This is a genomic window from Sphingobacterium sp. MAE (genome assembly GCF_056711605.1).
Window position 1 is genome coordinate 4035402 of record NZ_CM160044.1, and the last position, 24288, is coordinate 4059689.

Here is a 24288-nt window from a genome sequence, read left to right on the forward strand (position 1 = left end):
CTTAATGTAAATTAATCGTTTGATCCATATTTTCTAATGAAGTTCCTTTAGTCTCAGGCATCATACGGATCACAAAAATCAATTGCAATACCATGAAGCCTGCAAAAATCAAGAAGGTGTATCCGCCCCCTAAAAATTCAGTTAGCGCGGGAAAACAAAATGTAATAAGCGCAGCCATCACCCAATGTGTCAGACTCCCGATTGTTTGCCCTTTAGCCCGAACATCATTTGGAAAAATTTCGGAAATAAACACCCAGATCACAGCTCCTTGAGAGAATGCAAAAAAAGCAATATAAAGCATCAAATAAAAAGTAATAGACAACCCTTCTGTATGCCCAGAAAAGAAGGCAAATGAAACCAATGATAGCGAAAGGATAAGTCCAATTGATCCCACTAACATGAGTTTTCGTCGACCTACTTTATCAATGAAATTGATAGCCAGTAGCGTGAATATAAAATTTACAAGCCCGATACCCACACTCGATAACAAAGAACTTTGAGCACCTAATCCTGCCATTTCAAATACCCGAGGTGCATAATAGATGATTGCATTAATACCAGAAACTTGATTAAAAACAGCAAATAATATGGCTAAGATCAATGGAGTGCGATATTGTTTAGAAAAAAGAGCACTCGACTGTTCACCTGCACGTTGACTGTTTTGTCGACTATCGATAATCAACTGTACTTCATATTTATAATTGTCCGCATTGATCTTCTTCATGGTTTCCTCAGCTTCTTCACGTCTATTACGATGTAATAAAAGCCATCTTGGACTTTCAGGAATGAAAAATATAAGTATAAAGAATAATGCAGCTGGAAAAGCTTGGACACCTAGCATCCATCGCCATGACTCCTCCCCCCATTGTCCAATCAAATAATTGGACAAATATGCAATGAGTATACCCAATACGACATTAAATTGAAAAAGACCAACAAGCTTACCTCTAGACTTGGCAGGTGAGATTTCTGTAATATAGATCGGTGCGGTGACCGAGGAAACGCCAACACCTATACCTCCTAAAAATCGAAATATCAAAAAGAGCGACCAGTCATAGGCTAACGCAGTACCTATAGCAGAGAAAAAGTAGAGTAAAGCAACTGCGAAAAGCGTATTTTTTCGACCAAATCGATCAGAAGGTAATGCACCAAGAGCAGCACCAACAACAGTTCCTATCAAAGCGATAGCCATCGTCAATCCATGCTCAAACTCAGTCAAATTCCAAAATACCTGAACTGCCTTCTCCGCTCCAGAAATTACCGCTGTATCAAATCCAAATAAAAATCCTCCCAGGGCCACGACAAATGACCAGGCCAACACCATGTTTTTGTTCATATCACTTTTATAATTGATTAGAAGCAAATCTATGTGCCCAAGTCTACTTTAGAGATACAAATAGCAGACAAATTGAATAAAATTTGATACATGAAACAAAATACCCACAAACACAATGACTTTCAGTTGATTAAATATTGACCCCCATGTATTGATTAATGAAAATTGAACAAAAAATTATAATCCTGATTCATTTTATACCCCAATAATACTAATGTACTTTTTACACTAAGTTTGAATAGAGAAGCTTCAAAAAATAAAAAAATGTATATTGCCTTTCGTTTATATAATCAAGTATGCCTAGAAGTCTTATATATGTATTCCTCTTGTCCATGTTGCTTTTTATTTCTTGTCAGCAACATCAACCTCAAGAAAAATATACCATCGCTTTTTCTCAGTGTATAGGGACTGATGCATGGAGACAAACCATGCTGCAAGAGATGAAACGTGAACTGAGTTTCCATCCTGAAATAGCATTTCTCTATGCAGATGCAAAAGGTAATAGCAAACAGCAGATCCAACAGATAGAAACTTTTTTAAAACAAGATATTGACTTACTGATCGTATCTCCCAACGAAGCAGATCCACTTACACCGATAGTCAACTCCATCTATCAACAGAATATTCCGGTTATTGTAACTGATCGTAAGACCTCATCTAATCTATATAATGCTTACGTAGGTGCCGATAATGTAGCTATTGGTAATTTGGCAGGCAAATACATTGCAAACACACTCAAAGGAAAAGGCAATATTTCGATCATCACAGGGCTGAAAGGAACCTCAGCATCCATAGAACGAGAAAAAGGTCTTCGCGAATCCCTAAGGGATCACCCTGCCATAAAAATTACCCATGTTCTAGAAGGAGATTGGGAACGAGCGAAGGCTCGTACGCTAGCCCAAGATCATTTGGAAGAATTAGCAAGTAGCGACCTCATTTTTGCTTTCAATGATCAGATGGCATTAGGAGTACGAGAAATTCTGCAGCGATTTGATACCAAAGCTAATCAAAACATCATCGGTGTAGATGCGCTACCAGGTTCCGGCAATGGACTAGAACAGATCAATAAAGGCTATCTGCAAGCTTCCCTACTATATCCAACCGGAGGAGCCGAAGCTATAAGAACAGCAATAGCTATACTAAAAAAGGAATTTTATCAAAGGGACAATCTGTTAGGCACATTAGTCATCGATAGTAGCAATGCTAATTTGATGGCACTCCAATCTGAAAAAATCGAAGTGCAACAAAGCGATATCGATAGGCAACAGATGCTGATCACGGAGCAGAGCAAAATCTACAACGATCAGAAAACCATTCTTAACGTACTGATCATAAGTTTAGTTATGGCTGTGGTATTTGGCGGCGTGTCCATCATTGTGATCAAAAGTAACTGGAGTAAAAATAAAGATTTAGAGAGCCAAAATAAAGAAATCTTACAGCAGCAACAGCAACTCATCGAGATGAGCGAACAAGTCAAAGAAGCTTCTGAAGCACGCAGTAATTTTTTCACTAATGTATCACACGAATTTAAAACTCCACTTACCCTGATATTAGCTCCTGTAGAAGAATTATTGAAAGAAAAGGGAATTTCAGTGAGTGCTAAGGAACAATTACAACGGATTAGACGCAGCGCGCATAAATTATTCCAGCTTGTAAATGAACTTATTGATATGCATAAGATATCAAAATCCAAGATCAGATTACAGGCAGCACCTGTACCAATAGATCATTTTATACATCAGGTGATCGCAACATTTAAACCTTTATCAACGCTAAATAGAATATCACTTTCCTATAGCAATAGGGCACAAATCAAAGAGCTCTGGTTTGACGAATACCTGCTTGAGCAAGTCATGTCCAATCTACTTTCGAATGCTATCAAATTTACCGAGAAGAACGGGAAGATCGAAATCATTTTGGAGCGCAATACTTTTGGCGATTATGTTTACCTCCGCGTCATCGATAATGGCAGAGGCATCAGCCCAGAACATATTGATCATGTATTTGACCCTTTCTATCAGGGCGGTTATAATCCTGATGGTTCTGGTATCGGACTTTCATATGTACAGGAAATTATCAATCTTCATCACGGACAGGTTACTGTCAGTAGTAAACTAAATGAGGGTTCCTGTTTCACCATACGGCTACCTATAGGTCATCTACACCTCAAAAACAATGAACTTAGGGAGACCGTGCCATCAACGGCATCAATTCCCAAACAAGCATTATCGACCTACAACTCGAAGCAGCTCGACGAAGAGGTCAGTTTTACCTCCAGCAGACTTCCAAGCATACTGCTTATCGATGATCATGCTGATATCCGGATGTTTTTAAAGGATCTGTTGAAACAGGAGTATAATATTTATACAGCAGAAAATTATGATCGTGCAGTGGAGCTAGCCACGACTAAATATCCAGACTTAATCGTTTGCGATGTTATGTTACCAGACAAAAGTGGTATAGAAGTACTAAAATATCTAAAATTCGATGCACAGACTTCACACATCCCGATTATCTTGCTCACAGCAATAGATTCAGATGAAGGCAAGATCGCAGGTATGAGAGCTATGGCAGATGCATACCTAACTAAACCTTTCAATACAGATCACTTAAAAGCTGTAATCGAGAATTTATTATATCTACGCAAAGGCTTAAAAGAACGGTATATGAGTGAGATAGATCCATCTGATGATCTGAGCGAACGTGAGTATTCGGAACAGGACAAGCGATTTCTCAACAACTTCTCTGCAGTCGTAGAGTCTAGATTATCCGATCCAAAACTAAGCGTAGAAGATATTAGCTCAGAGCTCCACATGTCACGTGTACAATTGTACCGAAAAGTAAAAGCCCTACTACAATGCAGTGTTAATGAACATTTGCTGCAAAGAAGAATGAAAAAGGCTCAACACCTCATTATGGAAGGACTTAATATTAATGAAATAGCAGAAAAGGTCGGATTTTCATCAGCCGCTTATTTCACATCCGCATTCAAAAAATATTACGGAATTACTCCATCTGCCTTTAAAAAGGAAAAAATTAAATAAATGGATATGATGATAATAGACAAATAAATCTATAACAATTTATATCCATTTGATTATAAATGTGCACTAATGACTATGATTTGTAATAACCATCTTCACTTGGTAAGGACCTGTATAATGATTACCCACCATGAGGTTCTCATTGACCGTGATGTAATAATCTCCCGTGTCCTTAAATCGATATTTTAAGTCTTTCCCAAATGGACCATCAACGGTACCGTCTGGCGAGAAAAGTTGGGCTATTCGAATATTTGCGGTATCTGCTGGACTAAGCAGTGTGATAACGGCCGAATCAGGCTTATTTACGGAGATCAAAATAGTATCTGTTATCCCAGATATTTTGTTCATATTTTTCAAGAAGCTCCCACCATAAAATGAAATATGAGATGGTTCTTGTGTCACGCTATCCTCTGAATTTTGATTTGCATGTAGAGGTTCCCTTGAGTGAGGAGACTCACAGGCAGTATGAATAAGAAACATACTAAAAATTACAAGAACAGATAACCTAACCATAAGTTTTGTTTTCAATAACAATTACAGTAATCGAATGGTTTGTTATATCCATAAAATTAAGGAAATTTAATGAAAGGATGATACATACCTACCAATCAAGGAGAAGTCAAAAAAAATGACAAAATAACAAACGCTATATTTTTTTAAGAATATAACATCCTGCCTCTGAAGGGTGGTCTAAAACCATCGATGATCGATCCTCCTTCCAAATAAGCTTGACAATTAAAAAATCTCCTGCAGCTGCGCCAGTAAAAAATATGGCAAATAACAATAAGAATATATTTCCAGTTATCAATGAAATCAAAGCTGGAATAATGCCTAGGATTATACCTGGCATTAAAGCCCCTATAATATAATGGTTCACTTTTAACGGTTCTTTACAATGACAATATGGAGTTAACATTTTCACTAAAAAACCAAACTTAATGGATTTAAATCCATGTTTAGCATACACGGAAAAAGTTATACCGTGGATCAGCTCATGCAGAACAATTCCAACAATCATAATCAAAAAGATAAGAAGAGGAGCAGAAATAAGGTTACCTCCAAAAGAATCTTTCATTATGCTGATAAAATCTTGTGTAGACCAGAGGAAATAAAATGGAATACCATATGCTAAGATCACTATTGCAAATAAATACAACGCCACAACATTAGCGCGATATAGATCTATGGTTCGCATTTCTTTAGTATAGCTTTCTGTAAAATCTGGTTCCATATAAAAATCGGTTTAATAGTTAATTTGTTACTTTTCCATCATCATCTAAAAAAATATGATGGGATACGACATTAATCTTGAAGATAAAAATAAAGCATCACACCAACAATTTTTTTTCTCACAAAAAGGAATAAAATTATTACCATAGAAATTAAAGAGCTATTTTTGAATAGTAAAATAACTCCATAAAATAAAATTCTATACCATATGTAAACCCAATTCCTATAGTAGGAGGAGATGCTTCTCACCACAAATAAAACAGAAACTGTGGTTATCAATAGCAGTTCTTAACATCAATCAATTAAAATGGCAATTCCAACAAACAAAGAAGAATTACGGCAAGCTGTCGAGATCAATTATAATAAACTAAAAAAAGAACTGAGCAGCATTCCACAAGAGCTGACAAGGATACAGGAATTGGAAGGGCACGCAAAAGGAACAAAGATGAGTATCAATAATCTTTTAGCTTACCTGATCGGTTGGGGAGCATTAGTTTTAAAATGGAACCTAAAGAAAGATAACAATGAGTCTGTAGATTTTCCTGAAACAGGCTATAAATGGAATGAGCTGGGCAGGCTAGCTCAAAAATTTTACGAAGATTATCAAACGGACGATTTTACAACCTTAAAGCAAAATCTGGACATCCATGTTGACCAGATTTTATCACTCATAGCGACAAAATCTAATCAAGAACTCTATGAAATCAATTGGTATGAAAATTGGACCTTAGGAAGAATGATACAATTTAATACCTCATCACCTTATGCAAACGCAACTGGAAGAATACGTAAATGGAAAAAACAGAAAGAAATTTAATCGGATTCATATCAATAATCTTTTAACGAACGATAAAGCTTAATCCCAATTCCTATGAAAAATCAAATAAAGCAAGTATTTGTTATCTTATGCTGTATGTTCTTAAGTTGTAATGCCCAAGAAAATCCAAAGATCATTGGAAAATGGGATAGTTCTCTTAAAGATGCAAAAACAGGAAAACTAGTAGAAAAAATCATCTTAGAGTTTACTAAAGATGGACAGTTTCTCCAACATCTAGGAGAAGGAAAGATGCAGCATACCATAATATCAAGTTACAAAATTGAAAAAGACAAAATCATAACTGTAGAAAAAGAAAGTCAGGAAAAATCTGAGTGTAACTATACCATTAATAAAGACACCTTAACGCTATTATACGATGGTATCTCAAATCAATACATAAAATTAAAATAAGAGCTATAACATAGCTGTAAAATGGCGTTTTATATTATTTGAGCACCATTTTACAGATTTTATTTTGATTTATATGACAGATAGAAGTCCATAATAGTCCATTACCTATCCTTGTTGCAAGTCATTATAATTCTATTTCCAGAATAAAAGCAAACAATTTAAAAACGTTCTAATGTCAATTCCATATTAGCGATCGCTCCAGCAATATTTCCTGTACTCACTGCACTGGCTACAGAACGCATCATCGTACTATTATCACCACAAGCATAGATACCAGGAATGGTAGTTTTCTGAAAATTATCAACTTTGATATGCCCTTGTTCAGTCAACTCACATCCTAACTTATTAGGAATAAGAGCGTGTTGAACAAATGGAACCGCAGCATAAATTGCGTCAAAACGTTGCGATGTACCATCTTTAAATATCACTTCTTTGACCTGCCCCGCATCATGTATAATTTCAGCTATTTCCGTCTCTATGACATCAATATGATTGCGGCCTAATTTATCCAATTGCTCCCCTTTGAAATCAGCCTCCCCCACTGTCAAAATACTCAACTGATCAGTCAAATTATTAACTAGTGAAGCAAGATGAAGTGCACGATCTCCACGTGCAATAATTCCTGTTTTTTTATGACGAAACTCATAACCATGACAATATGGGCAATGAATAACAGAAATACCCCAGCAAGCAGCAAATCCTTTTATATCTGGCAAAATATCCGTAACTCCCGTAGCAAAAATCAATTTCCTAGCTTTAAAATTATGTCCACCTGCTGTTATAAGTTCAAATCCTTCTGGCAAAAATTTCACGTTTATTACCTGATCTTCATAAAATTGTACAGTTTCATATTGAGCAACTTGTTCCTTTCCTAACGTTGCAATCTCTAAAGGAGTTTTTCCATCTTGTGTCAAAAAATTATGGGAATAAGGTGTCTGTCGATTACAGGGTATTCCACTATCGATGATGAGCACATTTCTCAAAGAACGCCCTAAGGCCAGTGCTGCTGAAAGTCCTGCATAACTGCCTCCAATAATAGTAACATCATAAATTTCAACCTTTTTCATCATATATCATAGTTTTATTGATCCAGTAACAAGTGCAGGATCTAATTTTAATAAAGATAATGATTACCGTCTTTATTGCAATAAAGTTGCAATAATTTTATAAAATATAAATTTAATTCTTACGGTTGCATGACACAGGAAATTGCTAACAACCACTTCACATCATAAGCATCGCTTATTTCAATTAGTTTTTGTAAATCATGATGCCTTTTAGGGAAATGATCATGATTGCTTGCGAGTTTATCAACTAACAAATTTCTATAAACAATATTTTCACACATTAAAAAGACAGATAGATGGTTCCCAATGATTCGTCTTTCATCAGCAACTAAATCCGAACCGTTAATAACAATATCCTTAGAGATGAGTGATCCAAAAGTTACAGGATTTTTTGGAAAATCCTGTAATTGATTCGTGAATGTATCAAAATGTAATGTACCACCAAAACAGCTATGGTAAAATGTTAGCGCTTCTTTACAATTTCCAGAAAATGTGAGGAAGATTCCACTTACCACTTTGTTGGTATTTTTAAATAACATTGTATTTCCATTAAGCATCAGGTATTTCAGTTTCAACCAATCTCTTCATTTTATCTAATGATTCCTGCCAACCTAAATAGCACATTTCTACAGGTATTATATCTGGAATATTTTCTTGCACAATTTTAAGTTCAGTACCGCAGGACACCTTATTCAATGAAACTGTGGTTATCATTTCTCCCGGAAGATTAGGATCATCAAAACGATCACTATATTTAATTGATTCGTTCGGTACAATCTCTAAATATTCTCCTCCAAATGAATGACCATTTCCAGTACTGAAATTAATAAAGGTCATTTTAAAGTTACCGCCTACTTTAAAGTCCATTTGTTGCACCGTACATATAAAACCATAAGGAGGTAACCAAGTTGCCAGCGCTATTGGATCTGAGAAAGCACGAAATACTTTTTCAGGACTTGCCTGAATAATCCGATGTAAGGAAACTGTATTCTTTTTCATAACACTAAATTTTAGGATTTACTAATTTTTTGATTCGACATAATTTGAAAAATTGGTTAAAATAGCCTGCCATCCTTGCTTTTGCATTTCTAGATCATTCTCCGTTTCAGCATCGAATGTAGTAACTACAGTTGTTTTACCATCATATTCTGTAAATATTGTTGTGACTTTCCGAGCATCGGCCAAGCGATACGATAGCTTCCTATATAAATCAACTTCATCATAGGTACCTTCAAAATCAAAGCCAAAACTGCCATCCCTTGCCTCCATTCTATTTTTGAACTTTCCATTTACCTGTACATCATTTTCGCTTTTCGGACAGTGCCAGCTCAGGTCTGGACAATTCCACTGCATGATATCACTGGGTGTATTCCAAATCTTCCAAACCGTTTCCGCAGAAGCATGCACGACCGCTGTTACGTTAATCTTTGTTTGTGTTGTCATTGTTCTATGTTTATATTGCTTATACAAAGATGCTACAGTTTACAAAATTTGATCTATTGCAAAAACGACAACTTTAAGGGTGCATTGCGACAAAAACAATTTGTATATTTATGATATAATCTAAAGACGATGCAAATCTCCATTTTCGTTCCACAATATGGTACCATAGAAGGTATTACACCTGCATTTCGAACATTTCACACCGCCAATGAATTCTTGACATTCTTCGGCAAGAAACCGATATTCCATATCGAATACGTCGGTCTACATGAATATGTACATGCAAATAGTGGTGAGTACACGATAAAAACGAATCGATTGCTTAGTGAAGTTATTAAAACGGATCTATTGATCATACCGCCAACTTTTGGAGACATAGATGAAGGTATTAGAGCCAATGCGGATGCTATACCTTACTTCAAAACACTTCATCAAGCGGGTGCTGCTGTTGCTAGCTTATGTGTAGGAGCATTTCTATTAGCTGAAACAGGACTGTTAAAAGGAAAAAAATGTTCTACCCATTGGGCTTACGTCAATGAGTTTAGAGAAAAATATCCCGATATTGAAATCGAAGATGGTACCATTATAACAGCGCATGATCGTATTTATAGTAGCGGTGGTGCCAATAGTTTGTGGAATTTGATATTATATCTAGTTGAGAAATATTCGGATCGTGAAACTGCGATAATGGTATCGAAATATTTTGCCTTAGATATCGGTAGAAATAGTCAGTCTCAGTTTTCCATGTTCAAAGGTCAAAGAAATCATAATTTTACCGATATCCAAAAAGTCCAAGATTTTATAGAAGAGCATTATCATGATAAAATCACGGTTGAAGATCTAGCAAACTTAATCAATGTCGGCCGTAGAACATTCGAAAGAAGGTTTAAAGATGCTACAAGCAACACACCGATTGAATATATTCAACGTGTACGTATCGAAGCAGCTAAAAAGTACTTCGAAGCATCTAGAAAAAATGTCTCCGAAGTGATGTTTCAGGTAGGTTATACCGACACGAAAGCATTTAGAGATATTTTTAAAAAAATAACAGGACTTAGTCCAATAGAATATAGAAATAACTTTGCAAAAGTTGGAAATGAGCTGACTACAAAAGAGCATTAGTACTTGAAAAAAACACAATTTTGTTAATTTATCTTTACAATAACCATGCATACATCAATTCTTCTGCCACATTACCATCTGACCAAACGGTGTTCTTAGAATGTGTGTATTCAAAACCAAATTTTTGATTTGCTGCTTTTGAAGCATCATTATTCGCCCGTCCTCTTCACGATATGAAGCTTCTTTCTCATAAGTACTTCCAAACAATTCAGGATTTGTCTTTAAAGCCTCTATTCTGATTAACTTATAATTTCGCCATTGAGATGGGACTATACGCTCTAAATTATAATTACTCATATTTCTTTAACTTATTTAGTTCTTATTTTCATACTTATAGAGAAGCAATGTTCTGCTAGAAATTTCTAATCATTTGCATTGTTTATAATTCATATGCATGATTGTAAACTTTAAAGGATAAATCACCGAAATTGCAGTATATAGTCATTAGGAACTGTCAAAAAACTCAGCGTAAATACAAGAATACAATAAAAAAATATTTTTTTATTCTTACATTTATATAAGTGTACAAATGAGATAAAACAGTACTTGTATTATTTTAAAACAGCAAGTACGAAATTGCATTTTCGAAGATATGAAAATCCCAAAAAAACTCTTCGTCCGTGAGCAGGAAATAACTGCTGATTTTTTAAGAGCGCTAGATAATCATCTTTCAGATATATTATGTGGCAATAAGGACCAAATGTATGAGATCAGAGATTTTGCTGCCGTGCTGCATATTCATCCCATACATCTCAGTAATACCATCAAATCTGCAACAGGACATTCTCCTTGTTATTTTATGGAAAATCGTTTAATGGAAATTTCAAAATCAATGTTACAGCAAATCAATATACCGATTGCTGAAATTGCAAGGACACTAACATACGATCCCTCAAACTTTACTAAATTCTTTAAACGTTTTTCAGGACAAACTCCTAAACAATACCGAGCCGATTTTTTGTTGAATTTATCTCAGAATCCTGATGGGACTAACGGATAAGCCTTAATCATTGATAAATACTTAAACAGTCACCATTTTTATCAACATTGGTCGCTTAACTTTGTTTTCAATTTAAAAGCACATGGAACCAAAAAATAAAATTGCACTGGTAACTGGCGGTAGCCGTGGACTAGGAAAAAATACAGCTCTCAAAATTGCATCAAAAGGAATTGATATCATCTTAACGTATCAATCTCAAAAAAAAGAAGCAGAAAATACTGTTGAAGAAATAAAAAAACTTGGTGTCAATGCGACTTCCTTACAGCTTAATGTAGCTGACAGCAAAATCTTTGATGCATTCTTTACAGAAGTAAAATCAATCCTAAAATCTGTATTTAATACGGATAGATTTGATTTTTTAATCAACAATGCTGGTATAGGAATACATGCATCTTTCGCTGAAACAACAGAAGAACAATTTGATAATTTAGTAAATATTCACTTCAAAGGAGCATTCTTCTTAACGCAAAAAGCTTTACCACTTCTTCAAGATGGAGGTGCTATCGTGAATATTTCATCAGGACTAGCTCGTTTTTCAACTCCAGGATATGCAGCCTATGCGTCCATGAAAGGCGCTATGGAAACATTAACAAAATATCAAGCCAAAGAACTTGGAGCAAGAGGAATCAGAGCCAATATTGTAGCTCCAGGTGCAATTGAAACTGATTTTGGAAATGGTATGGTGCGCGACAACGAACATGTTAACAGCGCCATTGCAGCGCAAACAGCACTCGGCAGAGTAGGATTGCCAGATGATATCGGAGGTGTAGTTGCATTCTTATGTACCGAAGATGCGAAATGGATCAATGCACAACGTATTGAAGTATCGGGAGGTATGTTTTTGTAGCAGAGAAATGATAGTAACATCATCTTAATCCATTTCAAAATCGACAAAAACAGCACCATCAAAATGTTGTTCTTCCACATTCCTGAGCGCATCATCGATAACAATTAATGCTGGTTCACCAACTTTAGATGTACTATCTATGCGCACTAGATAATCCCACACGTCCGTGACCTGAATGGGATAGTAACTTGGATTTTCATGATCGATCCCTTGAGCGGATGCTAAAATATTATAACCTCTAATTTGCAGCTGCCTTAATAAATGATAGTTAACAGGTAAAAATTGCATATTCATACATTAAAATAAAGTGCATACAGTTGAAATATCCAGCTCTTATAAAAATTAATTACTTAATCGTAAATGCTCTTTATAATGTATTGCCAAACGTTTAAAATTTAGGCAACGTCTATATTTGAAAATCTTTTAAACAAGACAGGATATTTCAAAATGCGACAAAAGTTCCAAAATAATATTTTTCTAGAGATCAATAACTCAAATATCGAGCCTTACATTTTATTAATAATTTACGATAAACTTCATTATTACACTACCTTCTATGATCCGACCTTTTATTAATCTTCTTATTGCCAAACAACTATTCACGATGAAATGTTTCAACTTTTTGGGGTAAAATAAATGAAATTTCAAATTATCCGAAGAACCATCAATTTTACAATTAAAAGTTTAAGGCTGTAACTGAAATGTGAAGCGAGAGAAGACGAGTTTCGAATGATCTATCCGGATTTATGGAGAGATAGTTAAATTTGGGGAGAATCAGGAAAATACTAATTCCACCATTAGGGAGAGTTGTGGAATATTTGAGATTTAAATCGTGAAGATGATCCAATTCTTATCTTTAAAAAAATGCTCCCCATTCAATATGAATGAGGAGCGATCTCACAAAAATTTAATACACTATTTTTTAATAAACAGACTTGCAATATTAAGTACCGCTTCAGCACCCAATGGTTCATCAAAAGACTGAGTTGCTGCGGCAAGAGATATATTTCCCGACACTCCCTTTAAAGTTGTAATATCGACATTTGCTTGCATTTTATTATCTTCACCCATATAAACAGGATCTACAACTGCACCAATCCCGCTATCATTAGCTCCTGTTATCCATGGCTTTTGATTGGCTGCTCCACCTCCGCGAGCTCTTCGCATCTGACGGATATGAGATGCGTGACGAGCCTCTACAGAATGGATTTGTAAAGCAGCAGTTAGTACAACCTTGTTGCCTAACAATATTCCAGCCTGACCTTTATAAGCACGTACACCAGTATCTTCAAAAGCCTGAGCTAAAGCTAAAAATGTATCATAATCACTAAATACATTGGCAAAAGTACCACCTGCTGTAAAATCAAATGTAGGTTTAGAAACAGCCTTATCACCTAACACCTGTTTCAAAAATTTAACGTGAGCATTTTCGTGATCGCGAATCGTCGTGATGGCGCCCAATGGTCTACCTGAAGGAATCAGATTTGAAGCCGCCACGCCCATCGTGTAATACTCCGCTTCAAGATATTCCAAGGTCAACGCATAGTTCAACACCCCAGTCACATCGGTAGGTGCAGTAGCTCCGTATGCTTTCTTAAACAAATCACTTATGAGGAAAGGCAAAGAAGCCAATGTAATTTTTTTACCAAATGAAGTCATATTTCGAATAACTTCTCTACGTGGGCTAATGCGATCTGTAAATTCAGGATCAACATTATTTATTTCGTCAAAAACATTTAAAAGATTCATAACAATAAAATTTAAAAAAGTTAGTAAGTAGGTAAATCCTTTACATCAATTTTAGATTTGATAAAAGGGGCAGCAGCTTGCAGCACTATGCTAGGACTTTTTGCAACATCAAGACCATTTGAATCGATGACCTCCTGATTAGCGAAACTTCCATTATCAATAAGATCTCTGATCCATGCAGCATGTCTAGCTTCCACTGAAACGATCTTGCCTGCTAACAGTAGATAAGATACATCCTTGATCAACCATCCTGCGCCATTATAGGCAGATACCCCTAGATCTTCAAATGTTTTTGCTGTAGCCAATACGCTGTCACGGCTAGAAAAGTTAATCCCCGAGAGGTTAAATTCCAGATCTAATATTGCTTTGTCTCCTAATGCTTTTTTGAAAAACTCACGATGTGCAATTTCATGATCGCGAATGTCTGTAAAAAAGCTCTTTTCCATGTCTGTAATACCAGAAAAAGGGCTGTTTACAACTTTAATGTAAAATGCAGCTTCAAGCTGTTCCAGTGCGTAAGCATAATTCAAAATAGCAATGTCGCCACTACCAAAATAAAAACCATCACCGCCCATATCAACATCGTCATTACGATCCTTTTTACAACTTGAAAGACCTAACAAAGCGACACCGGCAAGTCCAGCACCAGTAAATTTTAAGAAATCCCTTCTATGAAGGTCTTTTTTATCGAGGTGTTCTTTTTCATCGATTAAACACTCTTTTTGAGATGACATCTTTTCCATAACATATTCGTTTTTTAGTGTATAATTTTAGTTTCTAAAACTATATACGAGAACTGTTACTCCATGGATTGGACAATTTTACTTTTTTTAATAAATAATTTAAAAACCCGTTTAAATCATTAGATATCAACACAATAACAGTGTCTCTTCATATTTTTTAGTTCAATTAATCAAAAAAACTGTTTATTAGCGTGCTTAGATTTAAAAAAATACATCCAAACCAGATGTAGCCCTCCATGACATTTCGGTTGCATAACTTTGTGGATAATAAAATTAAATCAATTTCAGGTAGAATAATAAAAAATAACGATATTACAAGAGATCAAATAGATTAATCAAGCTATTATCAAGACAATTAATGATCATGACTAATACAGCACTACTCATTGGCAACGACATCAACAATATCAACAAAGGAACAAGTTGGAATGATCTGTTAATTAGCATCAAAAACAAATACCATGTTGAAACTTTAGAAAATGGTCGGAAACCATTTCCTATGCTCTATGAAGAGATATTTTTAAGCGCCATACAGCAACAACACATGGATGAAAAGGAACTTAAAACCTTTATTGCTGATGCCGTTTCTAATATCCAACAAAATGAGCTTCACGAACTGATTAGGGAATTATCGGTTGAAAATATCATGACAACCAATTATGATTTCAGTTTAGCCGGTACACATCCGAAAGAGAAAACTAGTCTGGTAAATGAAACGACATACAGTGTATTTAGACAATATCATTCTTTAAACAAGACTTACTGGCATATACATGGAGATTGCAATAATCCCTTCTCTATTAATCTAGGTTATGAACATTACTGCGGGCAATTACAAAAAATGCGAGATTACGTTGTCAATGGACCAAATTATTCAGCAAGCACAAAAATATATAAAGCTTCTCTGATCAGAAGGTTACAGGCAGGAAGACAAATGGCTTTACAATCCTGGATCGACCTTTTCTTCACTACTGACATTCATATTTTCGGACTTTCATTAGATTTTGTAGAGATCGACCTGTGGTGGCTTTTGACCTATCGAGCGAGAAACAAATTTTATAAGAAAAATACTTTTATAAAAAATCAGATCTACTATTACATCCCACACAAATATGTAAAAGATTCATCCGATAAAATTCAGCTATTACGTGCTAATGATGTGAAAGTTGAGATTATCGATGAAGAAAATAAATCGAAGTATTATCAAAAAATAATAAACAGCATTAAGCTCAAATTATAGCGACTACCGATCATATAGAGATAAAAGATATAATACGTTTGTTTTTTGAAATAAACAAACGTATTACGATCATATTAAAATTTCATTTTTTGAATTCGTACCGCATTCAATATAGCAATCAAAGATACACCGACATCTGCAAAAACAGCCTCCCACATCGTTGCTATCCCACCTGCTCCCAGGATCAGTACAATTCCTTTAATCACAAAAGCTAATGTAATATTTTGCCATACAACGCGTTTAGTCTGCTTACCTATACGAATCGCGACTGGTATTTTGGATGGCTTATCATCTTGAATCACTACATCTGCAGTTTCAATGGTCGCATCGCTACCTAGTCCACCCATTGCAATCCCTACATCACTTAACGCCACAACCGGAGCATCATTGACTCCGTCTCCAACAAATGCCACCCGTTGATGTTGTGCTTTGATTTCTTTTAGCTTATTTACTTTATCTTCGGGCAACAGATCTCCAAAAGCTTGATCAATACCCAATTGATCAGCTACATAGCGAACAACAGTGCTTTTATCTCCGCTTAGCATAGTTGCTTTTACATTTAGTTTGTGCAACTGTTTAATGGTATCCAATGCATCAGCTTTAATGCTATCCGCAATAGTAATATAACCAACAAACTGACCATCATACGCAACAGCAATCACCGTATATACAATCGTCGCGGGGTCAATATCATAACGGACATTAAATCTATCCATTAACTTAAAATTGCCCACCAGCAATTGTTTTCCATCCACTGCAGCCTTTAATCCATGTCCCCCAATTTCTTCCACTTGATCTAAGCGAAGGTTGGGATCGACCTCACCGACATACTGATGGATAGCTGTAGCGACGGGATGGGTACTTTTACTTTCTAAGGCATTCACCATTTTTAAGATTACTGCCTGATCAAAATCTGAATTAAAATTAACTTCTTGTACCTGAAAGATCCCTTCAGTCATGGTGCCCGTTTTGTCCATGACCACATGTTGTATAGTCGCTAGCGTATCCAGAAAATTACTTCCTTTAAACAATATACCATTGCGACTGGCTGCACCTATTCCTCCAAAATAACCCAGAGGAATAGAAATAACTAGAGCACAGGGGCAAGAAATCACTAAAAATACTAAAGCCCGATATAACCAGTCACTAAACATGTAATCTGCTACAAACAGCGCTGGCAATAAACAAATACCGATCGCTAGAAAAAACAACTATTGGCGTATATACTTTTGCAAATTTACGGATGAACAATTCAGTAGGTGCTTTTTGAGCCGTTGCATTTTGTACCAGCTCTAGGATCTTACTCAATTTACTATCTGTATACGAAGTCGTTACCTTAACCATACTGACCATATTCAAATTGATCATTCCCGCAAGGACAGAGTCACCTTTTGATTTACGATCAGGTTTACTTTCTCCAGTCAAAGCGGCTGTATTAAAAGAAGCTTCATCCGATAATAATTCACCGTCTAAACCTAATTTTTCTCCTGGTTTTAATTGAATAATATATCCGATCTCTGCATTTGCAGCTTTTATGATTTGTGGCTGATTATCGATCAAAATAGTAACTTCGTCTGGGCGCTGATCCAAAAGCGCCTTAATATTTCCTTTAGCCCTTGATACAGCTAAAGTTTGAAAAACTTCACCAACAGCATAAAATAGCATGACCGCAACAGCCTCGGGATATTCACCAATAGCAAATGCACCAAGGGTAGCGATAACCATTAATAAAAATTCTGAAAAAACATCACCCTTACGTATACTGACAACCGCATCTTTAATAACAGGAAAACCCACAGGAACATACGCAACTACATACCATACAACCCTTATCCAACCTTCAAACCACTCTTGTGCCATCCAATTATCCAAAGCAATAGCTGCCATCAAAAGTACAAAAGAGATGATTGCAGGAGCAAACAGTTTCAATGGACTGCCTGCTACATGATCATGATTGTGCCCATCATCATCACTATGTTTAGTATGATCGTGTCCCTCATGATCATGACCTTTACATTTGTTCTGATTGTCAACCAATTCAGGAGCACCAGCTTGTGTATATATCTTTGTCGCCTCTGTACAGCAAAGCTGATTTCCAGCCTGATCATACGTATGTTTGTGTTGTGTAGTCATTGTATAAGATTTCTTAAACCTATTAATAATACCAAAGATACTCACTCATGAGATGCAATACTATTGCATAGTTTCATTCATACAGTTTTCACAGATTCCTTTAGCAAAAAATCGAACCTCATCCATTCGAACTGCACTATTAATGGGTGAAGAAAAGCTGATATCTGTCCGGCATGTGGTCTGCTTACAGATCTTACAATAAAAATGAAGATGCCAATCTTTATGGGTTTCCTCATTACAGTCATCATGGCAGAGTATGTATTTACTTGTATTATTTTCTTGTATACTATGGACGATACCTTTTTCTTCAAAAGTTTTGAGTGTGCGGTAAAGTGTTATTCGGTCTGCAGGATAGAAATGGGATTCCATTTCCGACAACGATAAAGCAATATGTTGTGAAGCCAAAAAATCGTAAACCAAAATCCGCATACTCGTTGGCTTCGTATTTTTATCTCGAAGTTTATTCTCAATTTCGCTATTCATTTACTTGTTTTTAAACCGGATATCATCCATTTTAATTTTTAAAGCCAGATTTAATCTTCCACCAAACGTGCTGTACAGAAATACGATCAAAAAAATGATTGATTATGCTACTGAAATTTACATATAAATATATAAACTGTACATCTTAATAATTTCAAATGGATATGTATTAATAAACTATCATCAACAATTAAGATACCACCTTTCTGATGTCAACATTAGCCCTTGCAAAATGGATGATATTTTAATTACATTTTATCCATAACATGATCATATATCTTCAAATATCAATACTCTAATGTAGAGCCAACAGGGTTTAATTACTTTTCAAAAGGTGGTTTGGGAGTGTTAAGTGAGAGGTTTAGTCTTTAGGTTATTAAAATAGTTGATTTTAGATAAAAACATAGTGGCCATCTTCTCTCCTCTATGAATCGCTTCATCGGCTTTTTCTCCTTCAAAAAATTCGTGCACTGTACGATACCAAAGCTTTAACCAAGCATCAAAATGCGCATTAGTAAGCGCCATGGCAGCATGTGGTGGAAATGGACTTCCAAAGTAGCTATGCTGTTCCAGCAAAATAGTTTGCCAAAAGCTATACATTTTTTTTAAATGTTCCTCCCAACGTCCTTCCAATAAATTATTGAAGATGGGCCCAATAAGCAAATCCTCACGAACCCGCCCATAAAATGTATCAACAAGTAATTGAATATCTGCTAGTGTTGTGATATCTTTCTTTTTCATATGCCCGGTACATAATTAATAAAACGATTATTTTCAGTATTATATGTATGATCAAATATAATCATAATTAAAAGAGTTAAAAGTCTTTTATTACTATATTTGTATTAATCAAAAAAAAACTGACATGGAAATGAATAAAAACAACACGCCTGTATCGCTATATCAAGGAGTATCTCATGCATCAGAAAAACCAATAGTGACGCTTTTATTAGAAACATCATCGACCAAAGAACTCCGGATATGTCTAGCAAAAGGAGTACTGATGGTCGATCATAAAAGCCCCTTTCCTATTGTCATACACATCCAGGAAGGATCCATCAACTTAAATATTGCAGGCGTTATGCATACCATGACAAAAGGAGATCTCATTGGCATAGAAGGAGCCATAATTCACAATCTTAAGGCAACTGAGAATAGCATCATCAGGCTTTCCATACATAAAAAGGATCATATGGAACGTGTACAGAATGTCTTAAATACCAATTAGAGCTGTATCTTTGCATAAAATACGACAATTAATAGAATCAAAAAATGGGTGTTTTTTCTAAAACCTGTGAATATGCCATCCGTGCGGTATTTTATATCGCTCAAAGCTCTCAAGAGGGACGAAAGGTAGGTATTAAAGAAATTGCTGAAAAAGTAAAGTCTCCGGAACCCTTCTTAGGGAAAATTCTTCAAAACTTGAGTAAAGTAGGTATAATACAATCTTCAAAAGGGCCCCATGGTGGATTCTTTATTGATCCAGAAGGATTAAAAAAGCCCATTGCTGATATTGTATTAGCCATAGATGGCGAACAGATTTTTACAGGTTGCGGCATGGGATTAGATTATTGCTCGGAAAAAAATCCATGTCCACTTCACCATGATTTTAAAAAAGTAAGAAATCAATTAAGCAGTATGCTCAAAAAGACAAGTATCGGACAGTTTAATCTCCAACTCATAAAAGGAAGTGTTACTTTATATAAATGACAATTCACTCCTTTATTTTTATTTAGGAGTATTCACAGCGAACATATTATAATACATGTAACATCGAACGATCGTATTTGAAAAGAAAAACTCAACAAAAAAGGTCCTATCTCTCGACAGGACCTACATAAACATATGATACTTAATTAAACAATTCCTACAAATAACTATTGATTGATTCAGAAACTCTCCAGACACCGCCTTCATTGATTAAGGTAACCAATTCCATTCTTGTAAAATTTTCAAACTGCATCGTGATTTTTGCCACCATATAGTTTGCAAACTTCTCTAAAATTGAAGTTGTTGTTTTGCAGTTTAACTGATACCCTTTTTGCTTCTTCAAAAAACTGATCACTTCAGCTCTACTATTTGTTTTGATATTTTTGCCATGTACCTTTTGACTATAATCTGATGCAAATAATTGTTCCAGTCCAAGCGATTGCCCTTCCGTGATCACTTCTACATAATGAGTGATAGCAAAATCTGCAGTTGATAGATTAATTGCTTTTTCCGGACGTTCAGCGGCGATGGTCAAGGTCGAAATTGCTACCAATACTGCTGCTGCGAATGTTTTTACTAATGTTTTCATAATGTCTTTATTTTATAGATTTAGTTTTCTTTAGTGATCAGTTAGTCAATCAAATATTTCTTTCAACTTTCTGATTCAAAATTAAGACAAGTAAACAATCAATTTTATTACATTTAGATCAACAATAGCTAAAACTCGGTAAACAGCAGAAAAATAAAGGTAAAGTATTAAGCGCCTACCAAATGGTCAGCCTCCAATTGATCAAAAACCATCAATACACCAACAACTTGAAATTGTTCTTTTAAATATTCTGCTCGCGAGAAATAACGAACTTCTCCGATTTCATTACTAGGTTTGATATCTTCTTGAAGATCATATATAAAACAATCTTGCTCCATAATCACCACAGGAATTTCACCATATGCTGGAGCTGTGATATGGCAATAAAATCTTAACCTTTCAGGATCTAACGCGATCATCAGTTCCTCTTCTATTTCTCTTTTCAACGACTGCAATGAGTTCTCTCCTTGATCTACCTTACCTCCAGGCAGATACCATGCTTTTTTATTATTGCTATAAGCAAGCAATAATTTATGATCCTTTAGTGTGATCAGACCTGCGGTATGAAGACGTGATGATATTGTATGCATATTAAAAACTTTAAATGTATGATAATATAATCTACCAATTTTTACATGAAAATCAATAGAAAGATTCAATTATTATAAACTTTGTAAAAATAAATGCAGTAAGGTTTATCTTCTGCATAATGATCTTTCTCCTTGAGCACACAGTAAAGAGCTCCTAAAAATCAATACGTAATAGGAGTACTTCTGAGATTTTCAGCACACCTTCATTGCAAATCCAATTCCAGAATCTCACCAGGCAATCCATCGAAATCCCTAAACTCTTTCGAAACAAAACCATGATTGATCAGAATCTTTCTCGATGGAATATTTTTCGGATCAATAATGGCTACTAACTTTTCCAGTGATTGCTGCTGTTTCGCATGCTCGATTAATTGTCTAGCGACTTGACTCGCGATTCCTTTACCCCAATAGTAAGGCAAAATCATATACCCGAGCTCCGCTTCAACCTGATCTTCCTCATGAAGTGCTAATTTTGCAAGGCCAACAAACTCGTTTGATGATAGGATTAAGATTTTGAAATTGCCAAAATTCTCATTCAACTTATTATTATCGATCAGTTGCTCAAAATCAACTTGAGCCTCCTCTATTGGAATCGCTCGTTCCGTAATCATTTCCATAACCCGAGCGTCACCTACAAGTTGAAAGTATTCATCAAAATCCTGTGATTTAAACTTTACCAAATAAACATCAATCATTATACTATCAATCATTATACTATTACATTTTACAGCAGAACCCTTATCCAGTGGACTTAATTATTTGCTTTTTCTTCCATTAACAATTCTCCCCAAGCATTCAATTTCCACAGCACTTCCACCAGTTTTTCACCAAGAGGTGTAAGCGTATATTCAACACGAGGAGGCAATTCATTAAAGCTCTTTTTACTTAAGATTCCATCCCCCTCCAGCTCCTTTAATTGTTGATTCAATACCCGTCTGTCCACACTTACTATTCCTCTCAACATTTCACTTGGACGCTTCTCCCCTTCATTGATTCGCCAAATAATGGGAATTTTCCATTTTCCACTTATGGTATTTACAGCAAATTCCAATGGACATATTTTTTCTATTATCGCTTGTTGCTTTGTTTTCATGAAATTGACTTTTTTATCCCATAGGGATAATAATATGCGGTATTGTCATTCTGAATTTACTTTTAAATATTTGCAAAAACAAATCATATCGCATGACAAACTTAGCAAAGAAAATAGAAGAAATTAACCAAAACTTAGCAAAGCAGTTACCCGCAGAAATTATCAATGTTTTTAGTCAATCTATTGAAGATTTGAAAAACAGCAAAATTGACCAAAACAGCATACAAGTGGGTTATAAATTTCCTGATTTCAATTTAAGAAATACCAATAATCAATTGATCCATTTACATGAACTGCTAAAAAAAGGTAAAGTAATCGTCGCTTTCATTCGCGGCACTTGGTGTCCATATTGCAATCTGCAACTCAAAGCGCTGCAAGATCATTTAGAGCTTCTTCATCAAAAAGATGTAACATTAGTGGTAATAACTCCTCAATCTGAGGATAATAATAAAGAATTAGAACTTAGCCATAAATTGAATTTTGATTTATTGACCGATCAAAATCATCTGTTAGCCAAACAGCTTGGTATTTCATTTCAACTACCAAAATATGCAATCGACACTTACGAGAAACTAGGAATCTCCCTGTCTGATTATAACAAAAATGATCATAACGAATTACCCATTCCCGCTGTATATATTATTGACACAGACTATACCATAATCTATCAATTTGTTGACAGTAACTATATGAACAGAGTAAATATTCAAGACCTTATAGATCAGTTATGATGGAAGTAAAAAGAAAAGGTGCAAGATCAACTCAAGATCTTACTCCAGATATTTTAATACAATTAAATCGTGGAGAAATAGAAACAGCAAATCTCGTAGAGTGGTTGGCTATTGACCAACGCTCTTTATTAGCACATATATTACATGAACATAATCGGTTAGTTTATCTAGATCCAGTTATATCAGCCATCGATCAGTTGAAAAAACAAACGGTAAACACCATCAATGAAGCTATCGGAACTATTCTTTTTGAGCTGTCAGTTAAAAATGGTGATCAGCAATTTTTAAAGATACTAGCTCATCATCAAGCCGATATGGCTCGATGTTGGGCAACTTATACGATTGGTAAAAATCAACAACTGAGCATTGATCAAATATTGGAACAGATTAAACCTTTTTCTGCAGATACACATTTCGGAGTAAGGGAAATTAGTTGGATGGCAGTAAGGCATCAGATCGCAAGCAATTTAATAACCAGTATCAGCATCCTCGCTCGTTGGACTTCAGATGAAGACAAAAATATAAGAAGATTTAGTAGCGAATCGACAAGACCACGAGGTGTTTGGTGCGAACATATTGATATTCTCAAACGAAATCCGGAGTTAGCACTGGAAATTTTAGAACCACTACGATCTGATCCGGAGCGATACGTACAGGATAGTGTAGGCAACTGGCTCAACGATGCCAGTAAAACACAAGCAAATTTTGTGCGTTCGGTATGTCAACGCTGGAAAAAAGAAAGTGAAACAAAAGAAACCAATTACATCATTAAGAAAGCTTTAAGGACAATTGGAGCTTAGCGTAAAAGAGTATTCTTGAATTATGCCATGGATAGTTTCAATCGTTAAAAATTAGTGCAGGTTTGATGTGATAAATCAATGGACATGAAGTAGATCATAGGGCGAGCAGA

30 protein-coding genes are annotated in these 24288 nt (G+C 35.4%); 11 read left to right on the forward strand and 19 right to left on the reverse strand.

Features of this window, described 5'->3' with window-relative positions; genetic code table 11:
* Nucleotide 1: 1 nt before the first annotated feature.
* Nucleotides 2-1363 (reverse strand): sugar porter family MFS transporter, encoded by a 1362-nt coding sequence (locus AC06G9_RS17215; RefSeq protein ID WP_281046826.1) that lies wholly within the window; start codon nucleotides 1361-1363, stop codon nucleotides 2-4.
* Between the two features lie 269 nt (nucleotides 1364-1632).
* Between AC06G9_RS17215 and AC06G9_RS17220 the strand changes: the two genes are divergently transcribed.
* Complete coding sequence (locus tag AC06G9_RS17220; RefSeq protein ID WP_045755079.1) at nucleotides 1633-4380, forward strand: substrate-binding domain-containing protein; 2748 nt, start codon at nucleotides 1633-1635, stop codon at nucleotides 4378-4380.
* A gap of 66 nt (nucleotides 4381-4446) precedes the next feature.
* Here AC06G9_RS17220 and AC06G9_RS17225 read toward each other — a convergent pair whose 3' ends face one another.
* Entirely contained in the window at nucleotides 4447-4728 is a 282-nt protein-coding gene (locus AC06G9_RS17225) for a hypothetical protein (protein WP_260948493.1), read from the reverse strand.
* Nucleotides 4729-5026: 298 nt separating this feature from the next.
* Entirely contained in the window at nucleotides 5027-5611 is a 585-nt protein-coding gene (locus AC06G9_RS17230; protein WP_045755081.1) for a DUF3267 domain-containing protein, read from the reverse strand.
* A gap of 306 nt (nucleotides 5612-5917) precedes the next feature.
* Here AC06G9_RS17230 and AC06G9_RS17235 point away from each other — a divergent pair, with 306 nt between their 5' ends.
* On the forward strand, nucleotides 5918-6427 hold the full coding sequence (locus tag AC06G9_RS17235) for a ClbS/DfsB family four-helix bundle protein (RefSeq protein WP_045755082.1): 510 nt from the start codon (nucleotides 5918-5920) through the stop codon (nucleotides 6425-6427).
* A gap of 54 nt (nucleotides 6428-6481) precedes the next feature.
* Nucleotides 6482-6838 carry a hypothetical protein gene (locus AC06G9_RS17240; RefSeq protein ID WP_260948490.1) on the forward strand — a complete coding sequence of 119 codons (357 nt, stop codon included), beginning with the start codon at nucleotides 6482-6484 and terminating at the stop codon, nucleotides 6836-6838.
* Between the two features lie 158 nt (nucleotides 6839-6996).
* Here the strand turns inward: AC06G9_RS17240 and AC06G9_RS17245 are convergent, their stop codons facing one another.
* The 4 genes from AC06G9_RS17245 to AC06G9_RS17260 form a co-directional block, all read right to left on the reverse strand.
* The gene (locus AC06G9_RS17245) at nucleotides 6997-7908 is read right to left on the reverse strand and encodes an NAD(P)/FAD-dependent oxidoreductase (RefSeq protein ID WP_248755783.1); all 912 of its coding nucleotides are present in this window, start codon (nucleotides 7906-7908) and stop codon (nucleotides 6997-6999) included.
* A 116-nt stretch (nucleotides 7909-8024) separates the two neighbouring features.
* Entirely contained in the window at nucleotides 8025-8444 is a 420-nt protein-coding gene (locus tag AC06G9_RS17250) for a VOC family protein (protein WP_045755706.1), read from the reverse strand.
* A gap of 10 nt (nucleotides 8445-8454) precedes the next feature.
* Nucleotides 8455-8904 (reverse strand): SRPBCC family protein, encoded by a 450-nt coding sequence (locus AC06G9_RS17255; RefSeq protein ID WP_045755085.1) that lies wholly within the window; start codon nucleotides 8902-8904, stop codon nucleotides 8455-8457.
* A gap of 21 nt (nucleotides 8905-8925) precedes the next feature.
* Nucleotides 8926-9348 (reverse strand): SRPBCC domain-containing protein, encoded by a 423-nt coding sequence (locus AC06G9_RS17260; protein WP_045755086.1) that lies wholly within the window; start codon nucleotides 9346-9348, stop codon nucleotides 8926-8928.
* Nucleotides 9349-9477: 129 nt separating this feature from the next.
* On the opposite strand from AC06G9_RS17260, the gene AC06G9_RS17265 reads away from it, so the two are divergent.
* Nucleotides 9478-10470, forward strand: a complete 993-nt coding sequence (locus tag AC06G9_RS17265; RefSeq protein ID WP_045755087.1) for a GlxA family transcriptional regulator — start codon at nucleotides 9478-9480, stop codon at nucleotides 10468-10470.
* Between the two features lie 54 nt (nucleotides 10471-10524).
* On the opposite strand, the gene AC06G9_RS17270 is transcribed toward AC06G9_RS17265, so the two are convergent.
* Nucleotides 10525-10767, reverse strand: coding sequence for a hypothetical protein (locus AC06G9_RS17270; RefSeq protein ID WP_045755088.1), 243 nt, complete (start codon nucleotides 10765-10767; stop codon nucleotides 10525-10527).
* Between the two features lie 295 nt (nucleotides 10768-11062).
* On the opposite strand from AC06G9_RS17270, the gene AC06G9_RS17275 reads away from it, so the two are divergent.
* Nucleotides 11063-11470, forward strand: a complete 408-nt coding sequence (locus tag AC06G9_RS17275; RefSeq protein WP_094772280.1) for a helix-turn-helix transcriptional regulator — start codon at nucleotides 11063-11065, stop codon at nucleotides 11468-11470.
* Nucleotides 11471-11552: 82 nt separating this feature from the next.
* Nucleotides 11553-12317: an SDR family NAD(P)-dependent oxidoreductase gene (locus tag AC06G9_RS17280; RefSeq protein ID WP_045755090.1), complete on the forward strand. Its 765-nt coding sequence runs from the start codon at nucleotides 11553-11555 to the stop codon at nucleotides 12315-12317.
* A gap of 24 nt (nucleotides 12318-12341) precedes the next feature.
* On the opposite strand, the gene AC06G9_RS17285 is transcribed toward AC06G9_RS17280, so the two are convergent.
* From AC06G9_RS17285 to AC06G9_RS17295, 3 genes are all read right to left on the reverse strand, one after another.
* Nucleotides 12342-12611, reverse strand: coding sequence for a hypothetical protein (locus tag AC06G9_RS17285; RefSeq protein WP_045755091.1), 270 nt, complete (start codon nucleotides 12609-12611; stop codon nucleotides 12342-12344).
* A gap of 621 nt (nucleotides 12612-13232) precedes the next feature.
* Nucleotides 13233-14066: a ferritin-like domain-containing protein gene (locus AC06G9_RS17290; protein ID WP_045755092.1), complete on the reverse strand. Its 834-nt coding sequence runs from the start codon at nucleotides 14064-14066 to the stop codon at nucleotides 13233-13235.
* A gap of 20 nt (nucleotides 14067-14086) precedes the next feature.
* Entirely contained in the window at nucleotides 14087-14809 is a 723-nt protein-coding gene (locus AC06G9_RS17295; RefSeq protein ID WP_094772279.1) for a ferritin-like domain-containing protein, read from the reverse strand.
* 364 nt (nucleotides 14810-15173) lie between these two features.
* Between AC06G9_RS17295 and AC06G9_RS17300 the strand changes: the two genes are divergently transcribed.
* Nucleotides 15174-16049, forward strand: coding sequence for an SIR2 family protein (locus tag AC06G9_RS17300; RefSeq protein ID WP_045755707.1), 876 nt, complete (start codon nucleotides 15174-15176; stop codon nucleotides 16047-16049).
* Nucleotides 16050-16123: 74 nt separating this feature from the next.
* On the opposite strand, the gene AC06G9_RS17305 is transcribed toward AC06G9_RS17300, so the two are convergent.
* From AC06G9_RS17305 to AC06G9_RS17320, 4 genes are all read right to left on the reverse strand, one after another.
* Nucleotides 16124-17260, reverse strand: coding sequence for a heavy metal translocating P-type ATPase (locus AC06G9_RS17305; protein ID WP_480956845.1), 1137 nt, complete (start codon nucleotides 17258-17260; stop codon nucleotides 16124-16126).
* The gene (locus AC06G9_RS17310; protein WP_480956846.1) at nucleotides 17196-18182 is read right to left on the reverse strand and encodes a P-type ATPase actuator domain-containing protein; all 987 of its coding nucleotides are present in this window, start codon (nucleotides 18180-18182) and stop codon (nucleotides 17196-17198) included. Before AC06G9_RS17310 ends, AC06G9_RS17305 begins: the two co-directional genes overlap by 65 nt.
* Before the next feature lie 60 nt (nucleotides 18183-18242).
* A complete protein-coding gene (locus tag AC06G9_RS17315; RefSeq protein ID WP_045755095.1) occupies nucleotides 18243-18665 on the reverse strand; it encodes a Fur family transcriptional regulator in 423 nt (140 codons plus the stop codon).
* Nucleotides 18666-19013: 348 nt separating this feature from the next.
* On the reverse strand, nucleotides 19014-19406 hold the full coding sequence (locus AC06G9_RS17320) for a group III truncated hemoglobin (RefSeq protein ID WP_045755096.1): 393 nt from the start codon (nucleotides 19404-19406) through the stop codon (nucleotides 19014-19016).
* Between the two features lie 124 nt (nucleotides 19407-19530).
* Here AC06G9_RS17320 and AC06G9_RS17325 point away from each other — a divergent pair, with 124 nt between their 5' ends.
* Both AC06G9_RS17325 and AC06G9_RS17330 read left to right on the forward strand, forming a co-directional pair.
* A complete protein-coding gene (locus tag AC06G9_RS17325; RefSeq protein WP_094772277.1) occupies nucleotides 19531-19893 on the forward strand; it encodes a cupin domain-containing protein in 363 nt (120 codons plus the stop codon).
* A 44-nt stretch (nucleotides 19894-19937) separates the two neighbouring features.
* Nucleotides 19938-20375, forward strand: a complete 438-nt coding sequence (locus tag AC06G9_RS17330; protein WP_045753523.1) for an RrF2 family transcriptional regulator — start codon at nucleotides 19938-19940, stop codon at nucleotides 20373-20375.
* A 157-nt stretch (nucleotides 20376-20532) separates the two neighbouring features.
* Here AC06G9_RS17330 and AC06G9_RS17335 read toward each other — a convergent pair whose 3' ends face one another.
* The 4 genes from AC06G9_RS17335 to AC06G9_RS17350 all read right to left on the reverse strand — a co-directional run bounded on the left by AC06G9_RS17335 (nucleotide 20533) and on the right by AC06G9_RS17350 (nucleotide 22647).
* Nucleotides 20533-20964: a nuclear transport factor 2 family protein gene (locus AC06G9_RS17335; protein WP_045753522.1), complete on the reverse strand. Its 432-nt coding sequence runs from the start codon at nucleotides 20962-20964 to the stop codon at nucleotides 20533-20535.
* Nucleotides 20965-21131: 167 nt separating this feature from the next.
* Complete coding sequence (locus AC06G9_RS17340; protein ID WP_045755405.1) at nucleotides 21132-21554, reverse strand: NUDIX hydrolase; 423 nt, start codon at nucleotides 21552-21554, stop codon at nucleotides 21132-21134.
* A gap of 203 nt (nucleotides 21555-21757) precedes the next feature.
* Nucleotides 21758-22264, reverse strand: coding sequence for a GNAT family N-acetyltransferase (locus AC06G9_RS17345; protein WP_260948479.1), 507 nt, complete (start codon nucleotides 22262-22264; stop codon nucleotides 21758-21760).
* 41 nt (nucleotides 22265-22305) lie between these two features.
* Complete coding sequence (locus tag AC06G9_RS17350; RefSeq protein WP_045753521.1) at nucleotides 22306-22647, reverse strand: winged helix-turn-helix transcriptional regulator; 342 nt, start codon at nucleotides 22645-22647, stop codon at nucleotides 22306-22308.
* A 92-nt stretch (nucleotides 22648-22739) separates the two neighbouring features.
* Here AC06G9_RS17350 and AC06G9_RS17355 point away from each other — a divergent pair, with 92 nt between their 5' ends.
* Together AC06G9_RS17355 and AC06G9_RS17360 are read left to right on the forward strand one after the other, a co-directional pair.
* A complete protein-coding gene (locus tag AC06G9_RS17355; RefSeq protein ID WP_045753520.1) occupies nucleotides 22740-23378 on the forward strand; it encodes a peroxiredoxin-like family protein in 639 nt (212 codons plus the stop codon).
* Nucleotides 23375-24178 carry a DNA alkylation repair protein gene (locus AC06G9_RS17360; RefSeq protein ID WP_045753519.1) on the forward strand — a complete coding sequence of 268 codons (804 nt, stop codon included), beginning with the start codon at nucleotides 23375-23377 and terminating at the stop codon, nucleotides 24176-24178. Before AC06G9_RS17355 ends, AC06G9_RS17360 begins: the two co-directional genes overlap by 4 nt.
* The last annotated feature ends 110 nt before the right edge of the window (nucleotides 24179-24288 follow it).

Coding starts and splice junctions, on each gene's coding strand:
- AC06G9_RS17250 (WP_045755706.1), bottom strand. CDS start 8,444: ATGTTATTTAAAAATACCAACAAAGTGGTAAGTGGAATCTTCCTCACA.
- AC06G9_RS17325 (WP_094772277.1), top strand. CDS start 19,531: ATGGAAATGAATAAAAACAACACGCCTGTATCGCTATATCAAGGAGTA.
- AC06G9_RS17245 (WP_248755783.1), bottom strand. CDS start 7,908: ATGATGAAAAAGGTTGAAATTTATGATGTTACTATTATTGGAGGCAGT.
- AC06G9_RS17310 (WP_480956846.1), bottom strand. CDS start 18,182: ATGACTACACAACACAAACATACGTATGATCAGGCTGGAAATCAGCTT.
- AC06G9_RS17350 (WP_045753521.1), bottom strand. CDS start 22,647: ATGAAAACAAAGCAACAAGCGATAATAGAAAAAATATGTCCATTGGAA.
- AC06G9_RS17295 (WP_094772279.1), bottom strand. CDS start 14,809: ATGGAAAAGATGTCATCTCAAAAAGAGTGTTTAATCGATGAAAAAGAA.
- AC06G9_RS17280 (WP_045755090.1), top strand. CDS start 11,553: ATGGAACCAAAAAATAAAATTGCACTGGTAACTGGCGGTAGCCGTGGA.
- AC06G9_RS17275 (WP_094772280.1), top strand. CDS start 11,063: ATGAAAATCCCAAAAAAACTCTTCGTCCGTGAGCAGGAAATAACTGCT.
- AC06G9_RS17220 (WP_045755079.1), top strand. CDS start 1,633: ATGCCTAGAAGTCTTATATATGTATTCCTCTTGTCCATGTTGCTTTTT.
- AC06G9_RS17330 (WP_045753523.1), top strand. CDS start 19,938: ATGGGTGTTTTTTCTAAAACCTGTGAATATGCCATCCGTGCGGTATTT.
- AC06G9_RS17240 (WP_260948490.1), top strand. CDS start 6,482: ATGAAAAATCAAATAAAGCAAGTATTTGTTATCTTATGCTGTATGTTC.
- AC06G9_RS17360 (WP_045753519.1), top strand. CDS start 23,375: ATGATGGAAGTAAAAAGAAAAGGTGCAAGATCAACTCAAGATCTTACT.
- AC06G9_RS17230 (WP_045755081.1), bottom strand. CDS start 5,611: ATGGAACCAGATTTTACAGAAAGCTATACTAAAGAAATGCGAACCATA.
- AC06G9_RS17290 (WP_045755092.1), bottom strand. CDS start 14,066: ATGAATCTTTTAAATGTTTTTGACGAAATAAATAATGTTGATCCTGAA.
- AC06G9_RS17285 (WP_045755091.1), bottom strand. CDS start 12,611: ATGAATATGCAATTTTTACCTGTTAACTATCATTTATTAAGGCAGCTG.
- AC06G9_RS17320 (WP_045755096.1), bottom strand. CDS start 19,406: ATGAAAAAGAAAGATATCACAACACTAGCAGATATTCAATTACTTGTT.
- AC06G9_RS17300 (WP_045755707.1), top strand. CDS start 15,174: ATGACTAATACAGCACTACTCATTGGCAACGACATCAACAATATCAAC.
- AC06G9_RS17235 (WP_045755082.1), top strand. CDS start 5,918: ATGGCAATTCCAACAAACAAAGAAGAATTACGGCAAGCTGTCGAGATC.
- AC06G9_RS17340 (WP_045755405.1), bottom strand. CDS start 21,554: ATGCATACAATATCATCACGTCTTCATACCGCAGGTCTGATCACACTA.
- AC06G9_RS17255 (WP_045755085.1), bottom strand. CDS start 8,904: ATGAAAAAGAATACAGTTTCCTTACATCGGATTATTCAGGCAAGTCCT.
- AC06G9_RS17315 (WP_045755095.1), bottom strand. CDS start 18,665: ATGAATAGCGAAATTGAGAATAAACTTCGAGATAAAAATACGAAGCCA.
- AC06G9_RS17260 (WP_045755086.1), bottom strand. CDS start 9,348: ATGACAACACAAACAAAGATTAACGTAACAGCGGTCGTGCATGCTTCT.
- AC06G9_RS17355 (WP_045753520.1), top strand. CDS start 22,740: ATGACAAACTTAGCAAAGAAAATAGAAGAAATTAACCAAAACTTAGCA.
- AC06G9_RS17270 (WP_045755088.1), bottom strand. CDS start 10,767: ATGAGTAATTATAATTTAGAGCGTATAGTCCCATCTCAATGGCGAAAT.
- AC06G9_RS17335 (WP_045753522.1), bottom strand. CDS start 20,964: ATGAAAACATTAGTAAAAACATTCGCAGCAGCAGTATTGGTAGCAATT.
- AC06G9_RS17345 (WP_260948479.1), bottom strand. CDS start 22,264: ATGATTGATAGTATAATGATTGATGTTTATTTGGTAAAGTTTAAATCA.
- AC06G9_RS17225 (WP_260948493.1), bottom strand. CDS start 4,728: ATGAACAAAATATCTGGGATAACAGATACTATTTTGATCTCCGTAAAT.
- AC06G9_RS17265 (WP_045755087.1), top strand. CDS start 9,478: ATGCAAATCTCCATTTTCGTTCCACAATATGGTACCATAGAAGGTATT.